Genomic DNA, 20635 nt, shown 5'->3' with positions numbered 1-20635 from the left:
AGAATCCGGTCGTCGAGATCGGCGTAGAGTTGGGCGAGGTACTCGAGGGGTGGGCTGCCGAAGCGGCCGAGGACCTCGTTGGCGTTGGCGAGGAGTCGGGCCTCGTCGGCGAGGAGTTCCTCGGGCGTGTGCGGCAAGCGAGGCTCGAGGACGGGAAAGGGGGCGACAGCGATCGGACAACTAAAGCCCGCGCCGATGGTGGCTCGCTTGGCGGGGAGGCCGCGAAGAGCGAGGAGTGCGATAGGGCTGTGATCGCAGATGACGAGGTCGGGCTCCACGAGTTCGAAGAGGTTGCGCCAGGCGGCGACAAGGGAGAAGAGCTCGCCGGGGTCGTCGAAGCCGACGTTGTTCAGGATATGGGCGAAGGTGACGGTCTTCTCGATGGGGTGCGTGGGAGGACTGCACTTGAAGGGAGCCTGCAGGTAACGGATGCCGAGGCCGCCGAAGACCTTCTCCATCGCCTGCAGGTTCCGCGAGGCGAAGAAGACCTCATCTCCCCGTTCGCGCAGCGCCTCCACCGTCCGCCGATGCGGCAACAAGTGCCCCAGGCCCCGTCCGAGTTCCCAAGTGAAGAGGATACGTGGCATACGGGTTCCTCGTCATCGACCTTGCGGTGTATCGAACCAACTGCGCCCAATTCTTTGGTCGACGTCCTGAGGCCAACAAGCCAAGTACTCTCCGACCCCGCCCCCCAACGCAAGGTTATCGTATCCCCTCACCCTGTTGCTAGGGTATGGCTCTCCCCAAAAGTGAGCGTTGCAACGGTGGCGTGTGGGAGAAGCAGGAGCCGATGACGATGGGGGACCGGTCACCGATCAACGGGGAGTGGCAGCAGGGACGCGGCGTTGGGCTCGGCGGGCGCGTTTGCGGTCGGCTCGTTGACGGGCTTCGTCGGCGCGCTCTTGGAGACGATGCTGGGGGTGCTCGTCGATCCAACGGTCGGGTAGCAACGAAGGGAGATCCGAAGCCGGAGTGCTCGGCAGGCGAGTGTAGACATCGCGGAGGTAGGCGAAGGGATCGACGTGATGGCGGTTGCAACTCTTGGTCAGCGTGAAGAAGGTGGCGGCGGTCTCGCCTCCTTGGCTGTTGCCGAAGAAGAGCCACGCCTTGCGGCCGAGGACGGCGTACTTCAGCGCCGCTTCGGTGCGGTTGTTGTCGATGGGAATCGCCCCATGGTCGAGATAGCACGCGAAGGACTGCCACCGGTTGGTCATGTAAGCGATGGCGGCGCGCAGCTTCGATTTCGGAAGCTCCCGCTCGTGCTGCTCGAGCAGCCACTGATGGAACTCGGTCACGATCGGCTTGGCGCCGCGTTGTGACACACTACTGTCACGGGCGCGATCTTCGATGTCGTAGAGCCGCTGGAAGTAGCCGAGGGCGGTGTGCGTCCGCACGCTCGGCGCGCTGAAGTGGATTTCCTCGAACTTACGGCGTGCATGAGCCCAGCAACCGACGGGGACGATCCGGTCGTCCGCCGCGGCGATTCGCTCGTAGCAGGTGTAGGCGTCCGACTGCAAGTAACCCTGGAAGCCGGCGAGGAACTCGTCGGGACCATCGCGGCTGCGGTCGGGCGTGAAGTGGAAGCAGTCGTAGGGATGGGCATTGTCGCCGACGGTGCTCCAGAGATAGGTCTTGGTGCAGCCAGGCGGCTCGCCCGCCAACATCTTGACCGGCGTTTCATCGCAGCCCAGCACCTCGGACTGCAACGCCAGCCGACGCATCAGTTCGACCAACGGCGCGACCGCCAAGGCCAGGGCGAAGAGCCAACGCTGTTGGGTGCCGCGGCCGATGCGGCAGCCGTGGCGAGCGAGGATGTCCTCTTGTCGGTAGTAGGGCAGATGGTCGGCGAAGCGACTGGCGGTCAGATGAGCCCAGAAGCCGGGGCCGGCGTAAGCGTCGATCAACTGCGGCGGCTTCGTTGCCGAGACGATCGTCGTCTCGCCCGATGCTTCGTCGCGAACGATCACCTCTTGGTAATGTTCGATCACATGGATCGAAGCGGGCGTGAACTCCAGTTGCTCGCTGGTCTTCTTGAAGAACCGCCGGGCGGCCGGATCGCTCCTCAGCTCCTCGGGAGCCTCGTGCTCGTCGAGTTCGTGGCGGACCGTCTTGCGCGGCAGCAACTCGGGGAAGAGACGCCGGCCGCGTCCCTTGCTGGTGCGGCGTTCCGGTGACGGTTCGTCGTCATCGCTCTCGTCGTCGCCGGAGCCTGAATCGTCGTCCGCCCCGACGATTGTCGAGTCGAACAAAAGCCCCTGCTGGGAATCGTCGACGAAGCGTTCCCGCCGCCGGCCGTACAAGGTCCGCTTGAGCAAGTCGACGTCGCTCTGCAAGCGATCGATCGTCTCCTGCTGCTGAGCGATGATTGCTTGTTGTTGGGCGATGGTCTCTTGCTGCTGGGCGATGGTCTCTTGTTGCTGGGCGATGACGGCGGCTTGCCGTCGGCGCTCCCGATCGAGTTCGAGGATCAACTCGTGGCAGGCGTCGATATCGTGGGGGAGGTTCACGTCGAAGGCGTCCATCAAACCGATCTCAGTTGTCGCGGGGACACCCTAGCACCTCGACGCCGAAGGCGCCAGAGCAGTTTCAGCAATTTCGACGGAATGACGAGAAAGCCTGCGAGTCCGCCTCGTCGCTGCCATCACCATGACATCGTTGTCGCTCGCGAAGAGAACGCCAGGGTCGATCGTCCAACGAGATTGGCAAGCGAAGAACCCTGGGTCCGAGGACAACCGAAGACAAGACTCGGTTTTGGTCGCGTGCCGTCCCATGGCTTCCAGGCTCTCGCCGCCGCGACGGGGAACTGGCGTCTCGAAGGAGCAGCGGCGCGTCCTGGCTCCGCGGAGCGGCACGCATCATTCGGGAAAGAGCGAGGGGAAGTCACGAACGACGGGACGACGTCGCGTCACGGTGCTGATCGGAGACTTGAAAGCGTTTGCGATGCCGGACCGAGGAGAGGTCGATGCCCTCGAGAATGAGTGACAATTGTCCGGCAGTGATCTCGAGGCCGGCCTCGTCGTCGGCCGCCTGGGCGTCGGGAAGCTGATAGCTTCCTTCCTCCAACTGCTGATACCAAATGCAATAGCCGACGCCGCCCCAATAGAGCACCTTGAGGCGATCCCGGCGGCGATTGATGAAGACGAACAAATGGCCCGAAAGCGGATCTTGCTCGAGCACCGACTCCGTCAAGGCGATGAGCCCGTGAAAGCTCTTACGCATATCGACCGGTTCCCGGGCCAGAAAGATCCGCACCTGATGAGGGACCGACCACATGCTCACTCCTCCTCGACGCTCTCGAGGGCGGCAAGCACTTGACGCAAGGCGTCGCAGTCGACTTGGGCCGGCGCCCGCACGATGTAGCCTCGGGGGTGAACGATCTCGATCACGCTCATCGACGGCGGGGCCACCCGCAACGTCACGAACGGCGACGGACACGTTCCACCGCCATCGACCGCAGTCGACCGTTTCTCTTGTCGATCGCGTCGCTGTAGCTCACGCCGCCAGCCGTAGAACGACGCCTCCGAAATCCCTTCTTCCCGGCAGAACCTCCGAACGCCCCGCCCGCTCTCCTCTTGCCGACGAACGACCTTCCGCCAATACGCTTCCTTCTCCGCACAACGAACTCGCATCTTCCGCCTCGCGACAAACCAGGGCCAACCAACCCAAGCCTACCGCAATCCACAAGACGCCACCGTTGCAACGCTCACACCGAAGCGGCGCTGAAGTACGCCGTCCTCGGCCGCAAGGCTTGGCTCTTCTTCGGCAACAGCCAAGGAGGCGAGACCGCCGCCACCTTCTTCACGCTGACCAAGAGTTGCAACCGCCATCACGTCGATCCCTTCGCGTATCTCCGCGACGTCTACACTCGCCTGCCGACCACCCCGGCTTCGGATCTCCCTTCGTTGCTACCCGACCGTTGGATCGACGAGCACCCCCAGCATCGTCTCCAAGAGCGCGCCGACGAAGCTCGCCAACGAGCCGACCGCAAACGCGCCCGCCGAGCCCAACGCCGCGCCCATGCCGCCACTCCTCGTTGATCGGTGCCCGGTTCCCCGTCGTCATCGGCTCCTGCTTCCCGCACCACACGCCACCGTTGCAACGCTCACGTCCAATCGGCAGCAGGCCTCCGAAGGCAAAAACAGCGGTGTTTCTCGAAGAATGGGCCCCGTCGACGTCAAAACAGCCAAGAGATGACCCACAAATTCCGAGGAGGAGACAACTCTCGATCGTTTGGCACAACTGCCTTCAATTCACCCGCGTCCGATCAACCTGGACAAAGTTCAGATGAGAGCCGATGGACTGTTGTAGCAAGTGACGATTCGGTCACATTGGGCCATGTCACCAACTCACCCACCTAAGCCCCTGAAGTTCGTCAGGACTTCCTCCAGAACATAGAAACTCTACGATTCTGCTGCATTCGTCGTATGAAAGCTGATTGGTCATCGAGCCACCTCGATCAGGCAAAGGAAGGTCTATCGAGATCGATGCTGCATCTTCCCAAACAAACTGAACCAAAACACCATTTGAGCAATAGATGCCCAAGAACGAGCCTCGCTCACGTGAGAGTGAAGTCCATGTTGAAACAATGACGTCACCGTCACTTTCTATCGCTTCCGAGGACTGTATTCCATTGCCACTATCGGCATCGAAATAGAAGTATTTCACTTGTTGCTCAAACCTTCTTTGACGGATGTTGGGCGAACAACTCACGAAGCGCACCGCTATCCGGATGACTAATGGAATTGGCCAAGTGTCGAGCAGTTCCTCCTCCTTTATCAGTGTCGGGACTAGCTCCGGCGGCCAAGAGCATCTGGGCAATCCTCACACAGCTAGGACACTCAAGCACGCACAAATGGAGTGGACTAATACCTTCGTCATTCACTGCGTTGACGTCCGCGCCAGCATCGATCAAGATCTTTACGACAATACTATTTTGAGTACGTATGGCAAAGTGCAAGGGTGTCCACATGCGGCTGTCCCGTCCATTAACGTCGACACCAAGGCTCACAAGATGGCGGATTACGTCGGGGTTGGGAGGGATTGCAAGTGACACTAGTGCCATGTGGAGAAAATTCCATTCTTCGCCCTCAGCCTTCGTGTCAACTCCCAGTCCTAAACGAATCAGCGAGTCAATTTGACTACAATTCCCGTCGTAGATTGCGTCATACATTTCGTCCATACTAGGCTTAGGCATGGTTTCACCTGTCGATCCCAAAGTAGTTTCTCATGTCCCGGAGTATGGGGCCAAGATTGTCGTTCCCTGATAGCTCGTCTTTATGGCTCAAGTTGGTTTTGGCGTCCTCGACCTTAAAGAATTGAGGACGATCGTTCACGTAGTCATTCAACTGACTTTGGGAAAGTCCTAGTTCTTCAGCAGCAGAAAGAATTGGGGCTCTATTGCCAAATCTGTGGGTGGTGAGTGTATTCTCCGTTCCGCTTGGTAGTGGAGGTTACCGCCGTATGCCAAGGGCCGCGTCCGGCTGCTGCTTTGCCTTGTCTTCTCGCTTCGCTCGCCCTGCAGCCTCGCCATCGTGGCTCGGCTTCGGTCGCCCGGCAAAGACTCCTCCTTGGCCGTTGGCGGGGAGGATGTTCCACTGGTCAAGCGGAAAGGAGAGAAGTCGGCAGGAGGGAGTAAAAGAGCATCCCGCTCTCGAGTGGCGCATGATGGAGTTTGCAAGGACTTCTTCAAACGCCAGCCGCGAGAGACGGGATGCGACTTCAGGTTATCCTCAACGCCTTGGAGCGTCACGGGAGTTTCGTCTACGAATCGGCGGCTTGGGCCGATTCGTCGAAAGAGGGACTGCTGGTTCGGGTTCGCCCACGGCGTCGCAGCCGGCCGATCTGTTCGGGTTGCGGGAATCGTGCCGGCACTTACGACCACCTGCCGGAGCGTCGTTTTCAGCATGTGCCGCTGTGGGGCCTGGCGGTCTGGTTCGTCTACGCGGCACGGCGGGTCGCATGCCCTGTTTGCGGGGTGAAGGTGGAACGCCTTCCCTGGGCGTCGGGCAAGGAGCGGACGACGTCGAGCTTCCAATGGTTCCTGGCCCGTTGGGCCAAACGCTTGAGCTGGCGTGAGACCGCCGCGATCTTCGGCACGAGTTGGCACACCGTCTTTCGTGCGGTGAAAATGGCGGTTTGCTGGGGAATCCGCCATCGCGACCTGGAAGGGATCGAGGCGATCGGCATCGACGAGGTCGCCTACCGCAAGGGCCATCAGTACTTCACCCTGGTCTATCAGATCGACCGCGGATCGCGTCGTCTGCTTTGGGTCGGGCAAGACCGGACCAAGGAGACGCTCGGTCGTTTCTTTCGCTTCTTCGGCAGGCGGCGAACCGAGCGGCTGAAGTACATCTGCAGCGACATGTGGAAGGCCTACCTGTCGGTCATCGCTCGCGAGGCCAATGGGGCCCTGCACATCCTCGACCGCTTCCACATCATGCAGTTGTTCAACAAGGCGATCGACAAGGTGCGGGCCCAGGAGGCACGCGAACTCAAACGCAAGGGCTTCGAGGTGCTCAAGCGGACGCGTTGGCTGCTGCTCAAGCGTCGCGGCAACCTCAAACGCAAGGAGGTCCTTCGTCTCAACGAGTTGTTGACGCACAACCTCAGGACGGTCAAGTGCTACCTGATGAAGGAAGATTTCCAGCGGCTTTGGGACTACAAGGCTCCCTGGCGGATCGGATCCTTCTTCCAGGAGTGGCTCGATCGGGCCTTGAGCACACGGATCGAACCGATGCGCAACCTGGCACGAACCCTCGAGCGTCACGCCGAGCAGATCTTCAATTGGTTCGAGGCAAAAGGAGAGATTTCCGCGGGCGCCGTCGAGGGAATGAATCTGAAGGTCAAATTGACGACCCGCCGCTCCTACGGCTTTCGCGACCCCAGCACCCTCAAATACGCTCTCTATCACAATCTCGGCAACCTCCCCGAGCCACCATCGACCCACAAATTCTGAAGACGAGGCAAAAGACTTGCTGCTGGGGACGCTCGAGCTTCCCAACGGCATTCCGGCCAAGGACGTCTTCCGGCGGGTCTTGGCGGCGTTGCGACCGGATGCCTTTCAGTCCTGTTTTGTCAGTTGGCTAGAGTCACTACGGCAGGCGGCTTGTGAAGAGGGTGCTGTTAGTCAACCGGTCTTTGCGGTCGATGGTAAGACGAATCGCCGCAGCCACGACCGCAAACGCGGGCTGGGAGCGTTGCACGCGGTCAGCCTGTGGGCCAGCGAGTTGGGCCTGTCGCTGGGACAAGTCGCCTGCGAGGAGAAATCGAACGAAATCACGGCGATTCCCGAGCTTTTACGGTTGGTCGATCTCCAGGGAGCGATCATCACCATCGACGCGATGGGAACGCAGAAGGCGATCGCCCAGCAGATCGTCGAGGGCGGAGCTGACTACGTCTTGGCAGTCAAGGGTAACCAAGAGAGCCTCGAGACAGCGATCGCCGACACCTTTCTGGCCGAGACCGAAGATGACTTCGCCAGTGGCAAGGTTCGCAAACATGAGACGACCGAAACCGCCCACGGTCGCACGACGACACGAACCTATTATCAAATGCCGGCTCCGCGAAACCTGGTGGACTCGGCCGCGTGGGCGGGACTTCGGACGATTGGCATGGTCATCGCGGTCTGCCTACGTGACGGGAAAGAGACGGTCGAGATTCGGCGGTACATCAGTAGTCTTGGGATGGGCGTCCGACGTTTCGCCCGTGCCGTCCGCGGCCACTGGGGGGTCGAGAATTCCTGCCATTGGATTCTCGACGTCGTCTATCGCGAGGATGATTCGCGCATCCGCGATCGGCTCGCCCGTGAGAATTTCGCCTGGCTCGATCGTTTCACGCTCTCTCTACTTAAGCAACATCCAAGCAAGGACAGCATCGCGATGAAACGCCGAAGCTGCGGCTGGAGCGATGACTTCTTGATGGAAGTCCTTACAGGAAAAGCCACTTAGTATGCGCTGGCCCTGCGCTGAGCCCCTACACGATCCGATCGACCCTGATGTACATGAAGAGCATCTTGCGGTGGGCCCACAAGCGTGGGTTCATCTCCAAGGTGCCCGTCATCGACATGCCAGCCGTCCTAAAAGGAACGAATCGGGCGAAGGTCAGGGCCGCGGCGCGCATCAACGCCGAAGTCTTTGACCGATTGCTTGCCGCCTGCCCGGATGACCATTGGCGGCTCCTGATCGCCTTTTGTTGGCATTGCGGCATGAGGGCGAGCGAGTCTCGATGGGTTCGCGGCGAGGACATCGACCTCGCTGGGCATCGAATCCACATCCCCGTCAACAAGGCGAAGGATGCCGACCACCACTGCATCTTGTCCCCCGAGATGGACGCGGCTTTGAGGGTGCACTTCCCAAGCGGAATCCCTGAAGGGCTCCTCATCGGCCGCTACGACATGAGCGTTGATCCGAGCCGTCTCGCCGACACCTTTCGGGGCATTGCCAAGAAGGCGGGAGTCAAAGGGGCCTCGAGGTATGGGCTCATCACTCTTCACGACTTGAGGCGGTCGTTTGGAACGCGGATGGCCGCAAAGGTGCCGGCTCAAACGCTGCAACGTCTGATGCGCCATGCAGAACTGGCGACGACGATGGCGTTCTATGCGGACGTGGAACAAGCAGCAGTCGATGCTTTGTGGTCCAACGTGACAGTTGACGTGACACCCGCCCAGAGACCTAAAACGCAATGCGAGAGCGTTGACGTAAACGATTCCACATCAACAGGTTAGAAATACCCCCGGCGAGATTCGAACTCACGACCTACGGTTTAGGAAACCGTTGCTCTATCCTACTGAGCTACGGGGGCGTTGACGCAAACGCTTTGGCTGTCGGGCGTTGCGTCATGCCAGCGACTGGGTCGCGGGATTGAGAGCGGGGGGGCTCGTTGGGCGACCAAGTGTCGGCTGATGGTTGTTCTACATCGGCGCCGAACGCGTGGGTAGAGAAAAGTTTTCCATGCCGTGGGAGATGTCGCCGCGGCGACAGCCATTGACCCGCCACATTGGTTCGTCGACGGTGCCCTTGAAACGTCACGTCCCACCGTTGATCAACCCGATCTGCGTGCCCGGTCGCGGTCGGCCGGGAGGGGGCCGAAGGTTTCCTGAAGGCCAGGTTCATGACGACGGCGATGGCGCGTGGGTGTCGAGTTCAACCCATTTCCCTCGAAGACGAAGGCGGTCGAGGGGAGTCAACGTCGCCGAGGGCCGACCAATTCGAAGGAGGAGTAAGCAGCCAAAGGACGCCGCCGATCACGACGAGGGCTCCCACGAGCAGGAACAAGACCACCACGACCACTTGTGATCGGGTCTCGTGAAGCGTCTCGACGAAGTGCGAGAGGTCGCGAACCTTCACCAAGTGAATCGGGGCGTCGCCGTCGAAGACCTCATCGACGATTGGTTCGACGCGGACGGTGCGAGACCCGCTGGTGACGAAGAACTCCGTGTCGCTTGACGGCGGCGACTTGCCAGAAAAATAGTGCGTCGCTTCCGGATAGAGGTGCTGAATGAGGGGTTGCTTGCCGCCGGCCGGCTTGGGGGGTTCGTCCTGCGCCAAGAGAATCGCCCCACGATCATCGGTGATGTAGACCTCCGTCCGCACCAAGTCGTCGCGATGCGTGCCGAGTCCCAGGAATCGGATGTCGGCATCGATAAAGATGACGATGGAGACATCTCCATCCTCGCCAAGCGATGGGGATGCCGCGATCATGTTCGATGGCTCGGGCCCATCGGCGGTCTCGGTCGATCGGATCATCGCCCGGGTCGTCCCGACGGGAATGGATCGGCTGTCCGCCAAGAATTGCTCGACGTCTTGCGGCAGCGAGGTCTCTTTGAAGACCGCCCTGGAGGTCTCCTCGGAGTGGGAGACTTCGTAGATCGTCGTCTGGCCCCCGCGCAGGATCCAGATTCCGATGGCGTTGAAGTAGCGATTCGAATCGAGCACGTTGCGCATGTCGGCCGGCACATCCTCGAGTTCGGCGCGTTCGTTCTGGGGCGCTTTGATGACAACTTGCCGGGTGAAGCGTCGGAGGGACGTCAGTCCCGTGAGCACCTGGAGATCCCCCTCCAACTCCTCGAGTTTTTGATCGATCATCCGCTGCTGCGACTCGGCACTGCGACGAAGCTGGGTTGTCGTCTCCTGATCGATGACCCGTCGGTCGGCTTCGAGGAAGAAGTAGGCCGCGCACGCGAGCACCGCCGAAAGCACCATGAAGCAGACGAAGACGACGGTCCCCACGCGTCTCCTCAGAAACCAACGCCGCAGCCGTGTCCCCAACGGCTCCTGGCAGGCGCTGACCGGTTCATCGACCAGCCAGCAGCGAATGTCCATCTCCAGTTCCGACACGCTCTGATAGCGAGCGGACTGCGGCTTCGCCATGGCCTTGGCACAGATGGCATCGAGCGGGCGCGGCACCCACGCCGCCGTCGAGCGGGCGCGAGGGGTTTCCTTCTTGATGATTTGGGCGAAGTGCTGCCCAATCCACTTGTTTCGAGTTCTGGGGTGTGGAACGCTGCCGGTGAGCATCCGGTAGAGGATCCCTCCCAGTCCATAGATGTCGGTTGTCCTGCCGATAGCCTCCCCCAGGCCGGCGGCCTGCTCGGGCGACATGTACGTCGGGCTGCCGACGATCGCCCCACCACCGGTGATGACCGACCCGAAGCGTTTCGGCAACGGCGTCGCCCCCTTGGCCTCGCCCCCCCCGGGCGGACTTGGCGCATCGCTCGCCGTATCCACGATCTTGGCCAGCCCCCAGTCGAGGACCACGACCTGACCGAAGTCACTGACCATGATGTTCTCGGGCTTGAGATCGCGATGAATCACCCCGTGAGCGTGGGCGAACGCGATCGCGTCGCAGACCGCGAGGAAGATGTAGAGCATTTCATTGAGTTCCACGCGATCGCGTCGTCGATCGCGCGTTCGCTGGTGAAACTCCGTGATCACCTCGTCGAAGGTCTTCCCCTGGACGAATCGCATCGAGTAGCGTGGGAAGCCCTCCTCGTCGGCCCAGAGATCGTAGATCGGCACGATGTTCGGGTGTTGCAGACTCGCGATGATGTGGGCTTCGCGAAGAAAACGTTGCGTCGCCTCGGCATCCTTGTGCGAATCGGGCCGAAGCTGTTTGACGGCGACTTCCCGGTTGAGGGCCGCTTGATGGCCGCGCCACACTTCCCCGAAGCCGCCGCGTCCGTGGAGTTCCGTCAGATCGCACTCGCGGCGCCGCGTGGCGAAGCCATCATCCCCTGGATCGCTGGGCATCCCTTGGAGAAACGCTCGCAATGAGGGATCGCGGACACTCTTGAGAGCTTGCGCCACCCGGCGCTCGGTCAGGCGTTCGAGAAACGTGTCCTTGGAGGCGTTGTCGGCGGCGGGGTGGCTTCCCGAATCGATCGTTCGCCGAAACTTGATCACTTCCGACTCGCCCACGAGGCCTTCCGAGACGAAGACATCGACCAGTCGTTCCAAAGGTCGTTCGTCGAGTAGACGCAGCGCTCCCAGGATCGCCGCCTCGTCCAATCGACCTGCGATCAGGGCCGCGGCGGCGAAGAGGCGATCGGTCCGCTCCGGCTCGATCGAGGACGGTTCGGAGGAAGTACTGTCATCTTGCATAAGAACGCCAGTGTCCTGATTGGCAAGTGCGCGACATGAAACCTCGGTTCACGTTCGAGCGGGAGTTCGCCGAAACGAAGCCGTCTCCGGCATGCCCACGAGTCATCTAGCCAATGAAAGAACTCTTCGGGAGAGTCCCCGCCCGTCGATCAAGTCGCTGCCGGCTCGGAATGACTTTGCTTCACGAAGAGTCGACTCGCCACGAATCGTCATGCCGTCAATTTTCTCCTTCGCCAGAAGCGTGCTTTGAGGACGGCGTCGCATTCTCATCGTTGCTGAGGAGCCACGTCCAATCGTGAATGGCGTTCCCAGGAGTCCTGGAACCGCCACTGCCCCTGGGGGGCGACGCGTCATCCATCGGCGTTTCGGTTCGCGCGGCGATCGTGCTGTTTCGAAGCGAATCGAACTCCATCTGTTGCGACAGCGCCAGCGAGGTGCACGAGATGGAAGATCCCCCCATCGCCCAGTCCTGGACCATCGGCGGAGCTTCGGGTCGCGGCACTGGAGCTGGAGCGGGTTCTGGCAACTTTCGAAGAAACTGAACCGCGATGATGTCGATGACATCCTCCGAGTCACTGCGAACGCCCGAAAGATCCTCGAAGCACTGGTGCAGCACGTCGTCGATCTTTTCGAGGGGCCAGCCGTCGATATGGAAGTCTCCGCGCTGCTGAAGCGAAACCTCCGGCATGCTCTCGACGCGCTTCTCGAGCTTCTCGACCTCCAGCCAAGTCGAGAAGCCATCGTGCTCGTCGATGTGACCGGTCCGGTCAACCCAGCCTAGATGGCCTTGCCGAATCCCTTGGGCCAGCCGAATGGCTCGATCGTAGTGAGGAAGGATTTCGGGGCCGTTCGTCTGGTCGACGTAGTGCGTCACCAGACGCATGACAAACGAGATTGGAGAGAAGTTCAGCGACGAGGGAACATCGAGCCCCGTCATCGCGAGCGCCGGAAAGAGCGAATGAGCCGGACGACTCGTGAGACGCTTTGCCAACCTCGGCTCGACCACGCGCGGATGAGTTCGCGACGGCGTCGCGACCCAGAGAGCCGCGAGGGCGACCGCGATCCGATCGCTCCGTTGTAGGTCGAGGACCTCGGACTCGCGAAGTGACGCGAGCGAAACAACCGCCCACCAGAACAGACTTGGCTCGGAAAGCGCCATCAGCTCCTTGATCAAGGTGTTCCGCCGGGAAACGTGATCGGCGATGTCCGGCCCCTTGGCCGCGGCCTCCGCATCCTGCGTCTCCTCAAACCTCTTGAGCGCCTCGTTGAGTCGCTGATTTCCATCCGCCAGGATGGCGTCGGCGTCTTTGTCCTTGTCGAGTAGCTCCCGAAACGACGCTTCCAAGTTGGGAAGCTTATCGTGGAGAGCCTCTTGTAGCGCGGCCTGCAACTCCTTCCGCGTCGAAGGGTCGAGCGAACCGCCTCGCAGTGAACCTCGGCTGAGAGCCTCGAGCAGCTTCGGCACGTTTTCCCGAAGGGTCGCGAAGCTCTTCAGGGCATCTTCGATCATGGTACGCTCCCAATCGACGCGACGTCGATGGACAATGTCAAGTGACGATGGTCGACGAAGAACGGGGACGTCGTCCCCATGGCTTTCTCAACCAACGACACGTCGCCAACGGCTTTGCTTCGCCCTCGCCGGCCACCAAACCCAACGCACTGGTCCCGTCAACTCTTCGGGTTGCCGGTTGTGTCGCTCGTTCTCACTGGCCGACAAGCAGCCAGTGGCACCCGAACATCAGGTCTTGACCGGGCACTAGGTTTGGACTCACGACTCGAACATCCAATCGATCACCTGGTTCGCCCACTCGCTGCCATGATCGTTGTTGCTGAAGCCACCAGCTCCCCCGTTGGCGTTGGCGGGAGGAGCGAAGACGTCCTTGTTGCTGATGTTGTTCCCTTTAACGAAGATCTCCTTGCCGTTGATATTGATACACTTCTGGCCGGTGATCTCGATCGCGTCGGCGTCGAGGGAAATCTTTCCATCCTCGATGGAAATCGACGAACTACCGACCGCGAGCGTGAGTCGGTTTTTCGCCCGAACGACGGCCTGGTCCTTTTTGGCTTCGATCTCGAAGACCTTCTTATCCTTGTGTTCAGAGACGAACGAAAACTTCGATTCGTCCATGCAGAGGGTGTGCCCGCACTCGTCGCTGTTCTTTTCGGCTCCACGGCGAAACTCGATCGTGCCATCGCCGATGGTATCGAGACGGACACCCGTCACGCCCATGTCTTTTCCCGATTCTGCCTTGTACTTCCCGTCACCAACGGAGACGAACCCGGTGGCCGTCTGAATACTGCAAACCTCCTTCTTCACACTAAGCGTATTCACGCTCTTTCCCGAGCGAACCATGAACGCGTCGTCATCCCTGGGCAACTTGACGAGGAACGATCCGCGTTGAAACTCCACGTTGCTGTTGGCGATGTCCATCGAATCGGCTTTGGCGGTAAGCGCCTGCAAGCTGTTCGTCAGGTTGGTGAGCGTCGTTCCATGGTTGCTGATCGACGCGATGGGGTTGGCAAGCCTGCTATCGATCAGACCATTGATTTGAGAGACCGACTGATCGAGAAAATCGGTCGAATTGAGTTTGCAGTTCCGCTGATACCATTTTCGCAACGACACAATCAGGATCGTACGCAGCGCTTCCACCGATGCGATCGCCGCGTGGGTCGCGGTGTTGTCGGAGAAGATGACTTCGATGACGTACTCGGTGAAGTGCATCAAGAAGTACAAGGGTTCGCCGATTTGGAAGAAAACCTCGCCGTCTAGGTTCTCATGCAATCCCATTTCGACCTTGTGTCCGCGATGGAAGAAGAACGTGGGACCACAGAAGATCTCATTGAAGTGCCCATAGACGAATTCCGCCTGCCCCATGAGTCCCGGACCACCGCCAACGGTGGTGAGGCCCTGGGCGAGCTTCTCGAACATGGCTCCGAGGACCGTACCGCCGAGGAAGCCGGCGAGGGCCGTCGGATCGACCGTGGTCTCGGCGCAGTTGCCGATGACAAATTGCTGTTCGATACCGACGACGCCGAACATCTGCGCCCAGAAGACGAACTGTCCCCAGATCTGGGGATTCGCGAACTCGTACTCGACGGCGCTCCAATCGAGGGGCGTGTACTCCTCACCACTTCGGTCGTCATTCAGGTCGATGACGCCGGGAACGCTGTCTCCCGCTCCCTCTCCAGAGGAGGAACGATTTTCCTCGAGCTGGTCGAGCGATTGGCCCGGCCCCAGAAACGGCGGAAACGCGCCGACGACGGTATGGCGCGATCCGCGATGGTGTTCGAGGAAGTGGCCGCCGTAGTCGTGGCCGACGTTCTCCTTGGCCTGGAAGTGATAGGTGCCCGACGAGCGCATCTTAACGCCGGGACGTGACATTTGGTCGTCGAACATGAGCCCATGAAAATCGTTGCCGTGATGCGTCTTCGACTTGAGCATGAACTTGGAGCGGTCGGCCGGCAAGCTGACCGGAGGGGGCTGCCGGGAGTTGTAGACCGAGCCGATCACCAACGGTTGGTCGGGATCGCCGTCCTCGAAGTCGATGATCACTTGTTGGCCGACGCGGGGAAGCGCGAACGCTCCCCACTGCCCGCCCGCCCAAGCTTGAGCGACCCTCACCCAACAAGAGACCTGATCGCTGGCGTTCGGCGACGCCCAGGGGAACTCGACCTTGATGCGGCCGTACTTGTCGGTGTAGATCTCCTCCCCCTTGGGCCCGACCACCGTCGCGGTGTGATGGCCGCGCACGTCGGGAACGGGCGTACGAAGGGGAGGACGATAGGCTTGTTGGGCCGTGATCGCCCGGAACGTGTTGCCGTAGTCGTCACCGCGAAGCTCGTGATCGACCGACACGAGGAGATAGTTCCCATCCGATTCGCCCTTGCGAGGAGTCTCGGCGAGGGCGAAGGAAAGCCCCGGGTTGAACTGTGGAACGTTCGACTTGCCGACGATCTCGATCGCTTTGAGTTGCTCGCGTTCACAATCCATGTCGACCGAGCGTTGCAAGAGCGACTCGATCCAGCCGAGTTGATCCGGCTGGTCCTGCCGATCGGGCCCGACGCAGTCGAACCGATGGGCGAGATGCGATTGGGGCTTGCGAACCTCCCGGCTGGCGTTGTTCTTCGTCCCCGCGTCGTCGACGTCGCGTTTGGCCAACGGGAGCCGATCGGCGATCTGGAAGTTCGTGTCAGCCTGAGTGAACTGCGTGCTGCACATCCGCCGTCCCTTGCGGAGGCTCGAGACCTGGGGACGACGCTCCTGATCCTCCATGAAGTGGGTGCCGTAGCGAATCGCGTTGGACGCCCTTTCGAGTCCCGCTTCGTTCGAGAGCGAGACGGAAGCCGCCTCGATCGACGTATCGGCGATCACAAGTTCCTCACCCGCATCGGTCGCGATGAACGAGTAGTAGATCCCCTCCTCTTCCATCAGCCGTGCGGCGAATGCCCAGTCCGACTCTTGATACTGCACGCAATAATTGTGAGGCGGGTACTCCCGACGAAGCTGGTAAGAGAGACGCAAGCCGCTTAGGACCGTGTCGAGAATCTCCCTGATGGTACGTTGTTGGAAGATGCGGTTGCGGACTTGCAGGGTGAGTGCCCGAACCGTCGGTGAGAGGATGAGATGCACGTTCTCTTGACGGCGGACCGGGTCCGATTCATGGTCGACGTTCCAGCAAATCCCTTGGATGATGCGGGCGTGCTTGAGCGACTCGGGAGTCGCTCGGGTCACCTCCTCCTCAGGACACCAGTCGGGGACGAGGTACAGCGTCAACGGCGTCCCCAACAACTCCATCAGCTCGAGGGAGTGGTCTTCCTCAAGCGAGAAATTGACGCGGAACTCATAAAGTTCAGAGAGACCTTCATACCCCTTGACGGAGTAGACGGGCAAGAACGCCTCAAGGGAAGAAATGCCGACAAAGGCACGGGCGTTTCGCTGGACGACAGGCATAGGCTAGCACTCCGAGTTGAACGTCGCGTTGCTCGACACTCGGCCCCCCGCTGAGCCACAAGATGTTACCTCTTCTACGGTTCGCATACGAATTCTGATGGCTTGGGAGACCAATCGACCGGAACGAAGACGTGAGCGACTTCCCCTCCATGGCGGGCCACCATGTGACCGTTTCTTGTTCAGCTGAAATGTCTCCGCAGTCGAACGCGAGTCGACGATCGCCCCGCCACGGTGCCCGAACGTGGTGCGATGGAAAACGCCACCACTTCGGACCAACACGTCACCCGCCGATTTGATCCGTCGCACGACGACGCACGGCTAAAGGGAAACGGCATCATCGAAGAACTGGATTCCGTCGTTTCCACGATGTCGAGACTCCGAACAGAACGCGCCCCCATGACAGACGACGGAAAACCCGGTGTTCCGTTTGCGCCGGGCCGCCCCCAAAACTCCTAGAACGGTCCGAGTCAACGTGGGCAACCACGGTGCACCGCCAAGTTGCCTCTCGCGTTCAAGGAGATCACGGCGTGAACGAGCCGATTCCTCACCCGTCCCATGCGGACCACTCCTCCCAGCGCAAGAGCTACTTCCTTCTCTACTCGTGGCTCGTCTTTCTCGTCGCGATCTGTTTCAACGCCTACGACGCCTATCTCCGCGTGACGCCGAGCGTCACTTCGGCGAGTCTTCGCACCGATCTCGGTATCTCCGAGCAAGGGCTGGGGGCGCTGATGACTTTCTACTTCGTCCCCTTCGTCCTCCTGCAAATCCCCGTCGGCTTGCTGATCGATCGGATGGGACCGCGACGCCTGTTGGCTCTCGCCGTCCTCCTCTCCGCCACCGGTTCCTTTCTCTTCGGAGCCGCGACCAACCTCTCGATGGCCTATTCCGCTCGCATCCTCATCGGCGTTGGGGGAGCGTTTCCCGGCGTCGGGCCAATCTATCTCGCATCGCGTTGGTTCCCCGCACGCTACATCGGCGCCCTGGCCGGGCTCACCGGAACCTCGACCGTCGTCGGTTCCGTGGGTGGGCAAGCACTGCTCGGATTTCTCCTCGACTCCATGACGTGGCGGGCAGCGAGCTACGTCGCCGCGGGTCTGGGACTCTTGCTCAGTCTGTTGATCTTCGTCCTCGTTCGCGACAATCCGCCCGAAGGGCATCCGCTTCACCGCGCGAAGTCGGACGATGGCGCGGACCGCCAGACCTTCGCCGAGGCGATGCACCACCTCAAGGGGATTCTGTCGCGGCCCGATAACTGGCTTAACGGGATCTGGGGAAGTTTGACGCTGATGCCGATGCTCGCCTTCGCGAGTCTCTGGGCGGTCCCCTACCTGATTAGCGTCTACAAGGTCAGCGACGCGGTCGCCGCCACCGCCGCGTCGACGGCGTTCATCGGCTTGGCGTTCGGCGGCCCGACCGCGGGACTTTTATCGGATAGCGTCAAGAGTCGGCGGATTCCCATGATCGTCTTCGCGAGTGCCGCCTTGGTCGACATCCTCGTCATCGTCTACGTTCCCGGAATCCCCTTCGAGGCGACCTACCCCCTGCTCTTTCTGCTCGGGTTCTGTCTCGGCTCCCAAGGAAGTCTGGTCTTCGCCGTCGCTCTCGAGATCAATCCCCCATCCTCCTCGGGGGTCGCGATCGGATTCACGCAGGCGCTCTCGAACTTGGGGGGCGCCGTCTTCCCGCCGGTAATCGGACAGCTTCTATACCTCGCGGGGGGCCCGATCGCCGAGGGGGAAACGACGGCGCATTCTGTTGGCGACTTCAAGTTCGCCCTGGCGGTGATTCCGGCGGGGCTCGTCGTGGCGATCATCGCCGCTCTCATACTCCGCGAGAGCTACGGCATGAGGATTGCCGAGGTCCAAGAGTCGCCCGAGGGCGAGTAGGTCGGCGCGCACCGTCGATCGCGATTGGCAGCGAAAGGAATGACGATGGCATCGACGGGCGTCGCGCTGGCTCTCGCCATTTTTCTCTTCACCTACTGCTTCCTCGCTTTCGAGAAGCTTCCGCTTCTCAAGCTCGATCGAACGGGGGGAGTCCTCGTTGGCGCCGTCATGATGGTGGCGACCGGCATTCTCACCTTCGAGGAGGCCTGGACCGCCATCGATGGTCAAACCATCGTCCTGCTGACCGGCATGATGATTCTCAACGTCTACTTGGAAGCGTCGGGATTCTTTTCCCTGGTCGCCGATGTCGTCCTGAAGCGGTTTCGTTCCCCCGTCACCCTACTGATCGGGTTGACCTTTCTCTCCGGCATCCTCTCGGCCCTTTTCTTGAACGACACTGTCTGTCTGATGCTGACCGTCCCCCTGCTCCGCGCCCTCACCGCGGCCCGGCTACCGACCCTCCCCTATATCGTCGCGCTCGCGATGAGCGCCAATGTCGGGAGTGTCATGACGGTGACAGGCAACCCGCAGAACATGCTCATCCACGTCTACAGCGAGATCGGCTATCTCCCCTTCGCGCTGCGACTGGTTCCGGTGGGACTCGCGAGCCTTGCGGTTCTGGTCGTGGTGCTGCTGCTCTTTTTTGGGCGATCGCTGGGCAAGCACGTGATTTCCAAGGACGCCGAGACCGCGGCCCTCTGCTCGGACTACGAGGTCGACTACTGGTTGTTGGGACTGACGCTATTGACGTTGGCCGGTGTACTCGCGGGGTTCATGGTCTCGCCGAACTTGGCGCTGGTGGCGATCACCGGAGCGGCGGCCCTGTTGGTGCTCGCGAGGCGGCCCGCTCAAACCATCCTCGCCCAAGTCGACTGGGTGTTGTTGGTCTTTTTCAGCGGTCTGTTTGTGGTGATGGCGGGGGTCGCGAAGACGGGCCTGCTCGAAAAGCTCGCCGCCCAGGTGCAGCCAATCTACGGCAATTCGCTCACGACTCAGGTCCCCGTCTTCTGCTCGCTGACGGTGATCGCGAGCAATGTCGTTTCCAATGTCCCGTTCGTGATCCTCGCGCGGGACATGATGGCGACCCTGATCGATCCGAAGCTGATGTGGTTGATGTTGGCGATGGCGAGCACGTTCGCGGGCAATCTCACGATCCCCGGCTCGGTCGCGACCCTGATTGTCCTACGTCTGGCCGGACCGGAGCATCGCGTCGGCTTCTTCCAGTTCTTACTCGTCGGTGTTCCCGTGACGCTACTGACCACAGCGCTCGGGGCGGCGATGCTCCTGTGGCTCGGTGCCGCGTCCTGACCGCACGTTAATCGATTCGCGAGTGGAAGATATTTTCTGGGTGCGATGCCCACGACAAGCGTGGGCATGCGGAACAGTTTCGCGATCGTCGTGGGTAAGCGGAAGAGACCTGAGTTTGGTCAATCTCCCGCAAGACCTGAGGGCCGAGACTACATGCAACGCACTCACCCATCAAAGCACTAGCCGTGGCGTTGAGGCGATCGATGGATTCAGGCGTCGCCGTGAACGGGCTCGGCCAGCGGGTCGATCGACTCCTTGAGCTCCAACGCCGACTCGTAAGCATCGGCAACCGACTGGTTGAGGACCCGCCGCGCCTGCCAAAGACGTTGACGGACGTCGGCGAGTTCCTCGATCATCCGATCGATGTCCGATTCGACCGTGTCCAGCGCCGTCGCGACGCTTTCGCTGATCCGTTCCCGAATGAGACGCTGGACTTCGACTTGGGAACTCGCTCCGAGTTTTTGGCGGATCTGATGCTGGTTGTACTCGATCGTCTTGACGGAACGACCAAGTCGCGACGCGATCGCCTCGGCTTTGTCTCCGTTGCCCGAGAGTTCCAGGACGAGCCGCTCGGTCTTCGTGAACTTTCCCGAGGAGCGCCGGGCAATTGGCTTATCACTCCCACCTCGTCGGTGGAGAATTGGTGTCGAGTAGGTGGGACAGCGCGAGGACATGACGGCTTCTCCTTCGCGCGGCGTCTCCGTGGGCCCGAGGGGAGGGCAAATCACGAACAACCCGCGGCAGTTGACTATGGTTCCTCCCGAAACCCGTCAGTACTCGTTCGCTTCGACACCATTTCCGACAAAAAACCGTCAGTTCTCGCCCCAAAACAGACCAAATTCGTGCCCATTCGGTCCCGAACCCACCCTCTTCCGAGGTCCTCGAGACCACCC

At 60.8% G+C, this 20635-nt stretch carries 13 protein-coding genes, 1 tRNA gene and 1 pseudogene; 6 read left to right on the top strand and 9 right to left on the bottom strand.

Annotated features, from left to right (window positions below):
• Nucleotides 1–815 precede the first annotated feature (815 nt).
• From tnpC to tnpA, 3 genes are all read right to left on the bottom strand, one after another.
• Nucleotides 816–2522 carry an IS66 family transposase gene (tnpC, locus tag Pan216_RS12065; protein ID WP_145258237.1) on the bottom strand — a complete coding sequence of 569 codons (1707 nt, stop codon included), beginning with the start codon at nt 2520–2522 and terminating at the stop codon, nt 816–818.
• Nucleotides 2523–2880: 358 nt separating this feature from the next.
• On the bottom strand, nt 2881–3273 hold the full coding sequence (gene tnpB, locus Pan216_RS12060) for an IS66 family insertion sequence element accessory protein TnpB (RefSeq protein ID WP_145258236.1): 393 nt from the start codon (nt 3271–3273) through the stop codon (nt 2881–2883).
• A gap of 2 nt (nt 3274–3275) precedes the next feature.
• A complete protein-coding gene (gene tnpA, locus Pan216_RS12055) occupies nt 3276–3629 on the bottom strand; it encodes an IS66 family insertion sequence element accessory protein TnpA (RefSeq protein WP_145258235.1) in 354 nt (117 codons plus the stop codon).
• Between the two features lie 174 nt (nt 3630–3803).
• Between tnpA and Pan216_RS28295 the strand changes: the two are divergent.
• A pseudogene (locus Pan216_RS28295) lies at nt 3804–3860 on the top strand (hypothetical protein); the annotation flags it as partial.
• Nucleotides 3861–4672: 812 nt separating this feature from the next.
• Here the strand turns inward: Pan216_RS28295 and Pan216_RS12045 are convergent.
• Nucleotides 4673–5170: an ankyrin repeat domain-containing protein gene (locus Pan216_RS12045; RefSeq protein ID WP_419193670.1), complete on the bottom strand. Its 498-nt coding sequence runs from the start codon at nt 5168–5170 to the stop codon at nt 4673–4675.
• 540 nt (nt 5171–5710) lie between these two features.
• Between Pan216_RS12045 and Pan216_RS12035 the strand changes: the two genes are divergently transcribed.
• From Pan216_RS12035 to Pan216_RS12025, 3 genes are all read left to right on the top strand, one after another.
• Nucleotides 5711–6955 (top strand): ISL3 family transposase, encoded by a 1245-nt coding sequence (locus Pan216_RS12035; protein ID WP_145258232.1) that lies wholly within the window; start codon nt 5711–5713, stop codon nt 6953–6955.
• Nucleotides 6956–6971: 16 nt separating this feature from the next.
• A complete protein-coding gene (locus tag Pan216_RS12030) occupies nt 6972–7946 on the top strand; it encodes an ISAs1 family transposase (protein ID WP_419193565.1) in 975 nt (324 codons plus the stop codon).
• A gap of 101 nt (nt 7947–8047) precedes the next feature.
• Complete coding sequence (locus Pan216_RS12025) at nt 8048–8722, top strand: tyrosine-type recombinase/integrase (RefSeq protein ID WP_419193564.1); 675 nt, start codon at nt 8048–8050, stop codon at nt 8720–8722.
• Between the two features lie 3 nt (nt 8723–8725).
• On the opposite strand, the gene Pan216_RS12020 is transcribed toward Pan216_RS12025, so the two are convergent.
• The 4 genes from Pan216_RS12020 to Pan216_RS12005 all read right to left on the bottom strand — a co-directional run bounded on the left by Pan216_RS12020 (nt 8726) and on the right by Pan216_RS12005 (nt 16548).
• Nucleotides 8726–8799: transfer RNA gene (locus Pan216_RS12020), tRNA-Arg, on the bottom strand.
• Between the two features lie 341 nt (nt 8800–9140).
• On the bottom strand, nt 9141–11597 hold the full coding sequence (locus Pan216_RS12015; protein WP_145258229.1) for a serine/threonine-protein kinase: 2457 nt from the start codon (nt 11595–11597) through the stop codon (nt 9141–9143).
• A 217-nt stretch (nt 11598–11814) separates the two neighbouring features.
• Nucleotides 11815–13107: a hypothetical protein gene (locus tag Pan216_RS12010; protein WP_145258228.1), complete on the bottom strand. Its 1293-nt coding sequence runs from the start codon at nt 13105–13107 to the stop codon at nt 11815–11817.
• 258 nt (nt 13108–13365) lie between these two features.
• The gene (locus Pan216_RS12005) at nt 13366–16548 is read right to left on the bottom strand and encodes a type VI secretion system Vgr family protein (protein ID WP_145258227.1); all 3183 of its coding nucleotides are present in this window, start codon (nt 16546–16548) and stop codon (nt 13366–13368) included.
• Nucleotides 16549–17075: 527 nt separating this feature from the next.
• Between Pan216_RS12005 and Pan216_RS12000 the strand changes: the two genes are divergently transcribed.
• The gene (locus tag Pan216_RS12000; protein WP_419193563.1) at nt 17076–18434 is read left to right on the top strand and encodes an MFS transporter; all 1359 of its coding nucleotides are present in this window, start codon (nt 17076–17078) and stop codon (nt 18432–18434) included.
• Between the two features lie 45 nt (nt 18435–18479).
• Complete coding sequence (locus tag Pan216_RS11995; protein WP_419193562.1) at nt 18480–19742, top strand: ArsB/NhaD family transporter; 1263 nt, start codon at nt 18480–18482, stop codon at nt 19740–19742.
• A 209-nt stretch (nt 19743–19951) separates the two neighbouring features.
• Here Pan216_RS11995 and Pan216_RS11990 read toward each other — a convergent pair whose 3' ends face one another.
• Nucleotides 19952–20416 (bottom strand): helix-turn-helix domain-containing protein, encoded by a 465-nt coding sequence (locus Pan216_RS11990; RefSeq protein WP_145258224.1) that lies wholly within the window; start codon nt 20414–20416, stop codon nt 19952–19954.
• Between the last annotated feature and the right edge of the window lie 219 nt (nt 20417–20635).

The sequence above is a fragment of the Kolteria novifilia genome (genome assembly GCA_007748055.1).
Lineage (GTDB): Bacteria > Planctomycetota > Planctomycetia > Kolteriales > Kolteriaceae > Kolteria > Kolteria novifilia.
The sequence above is the reverse complement of the archived record's forward strand: the minus strand, read 5'-3'. Positions and strand labels throughout refer to the sequence as shown.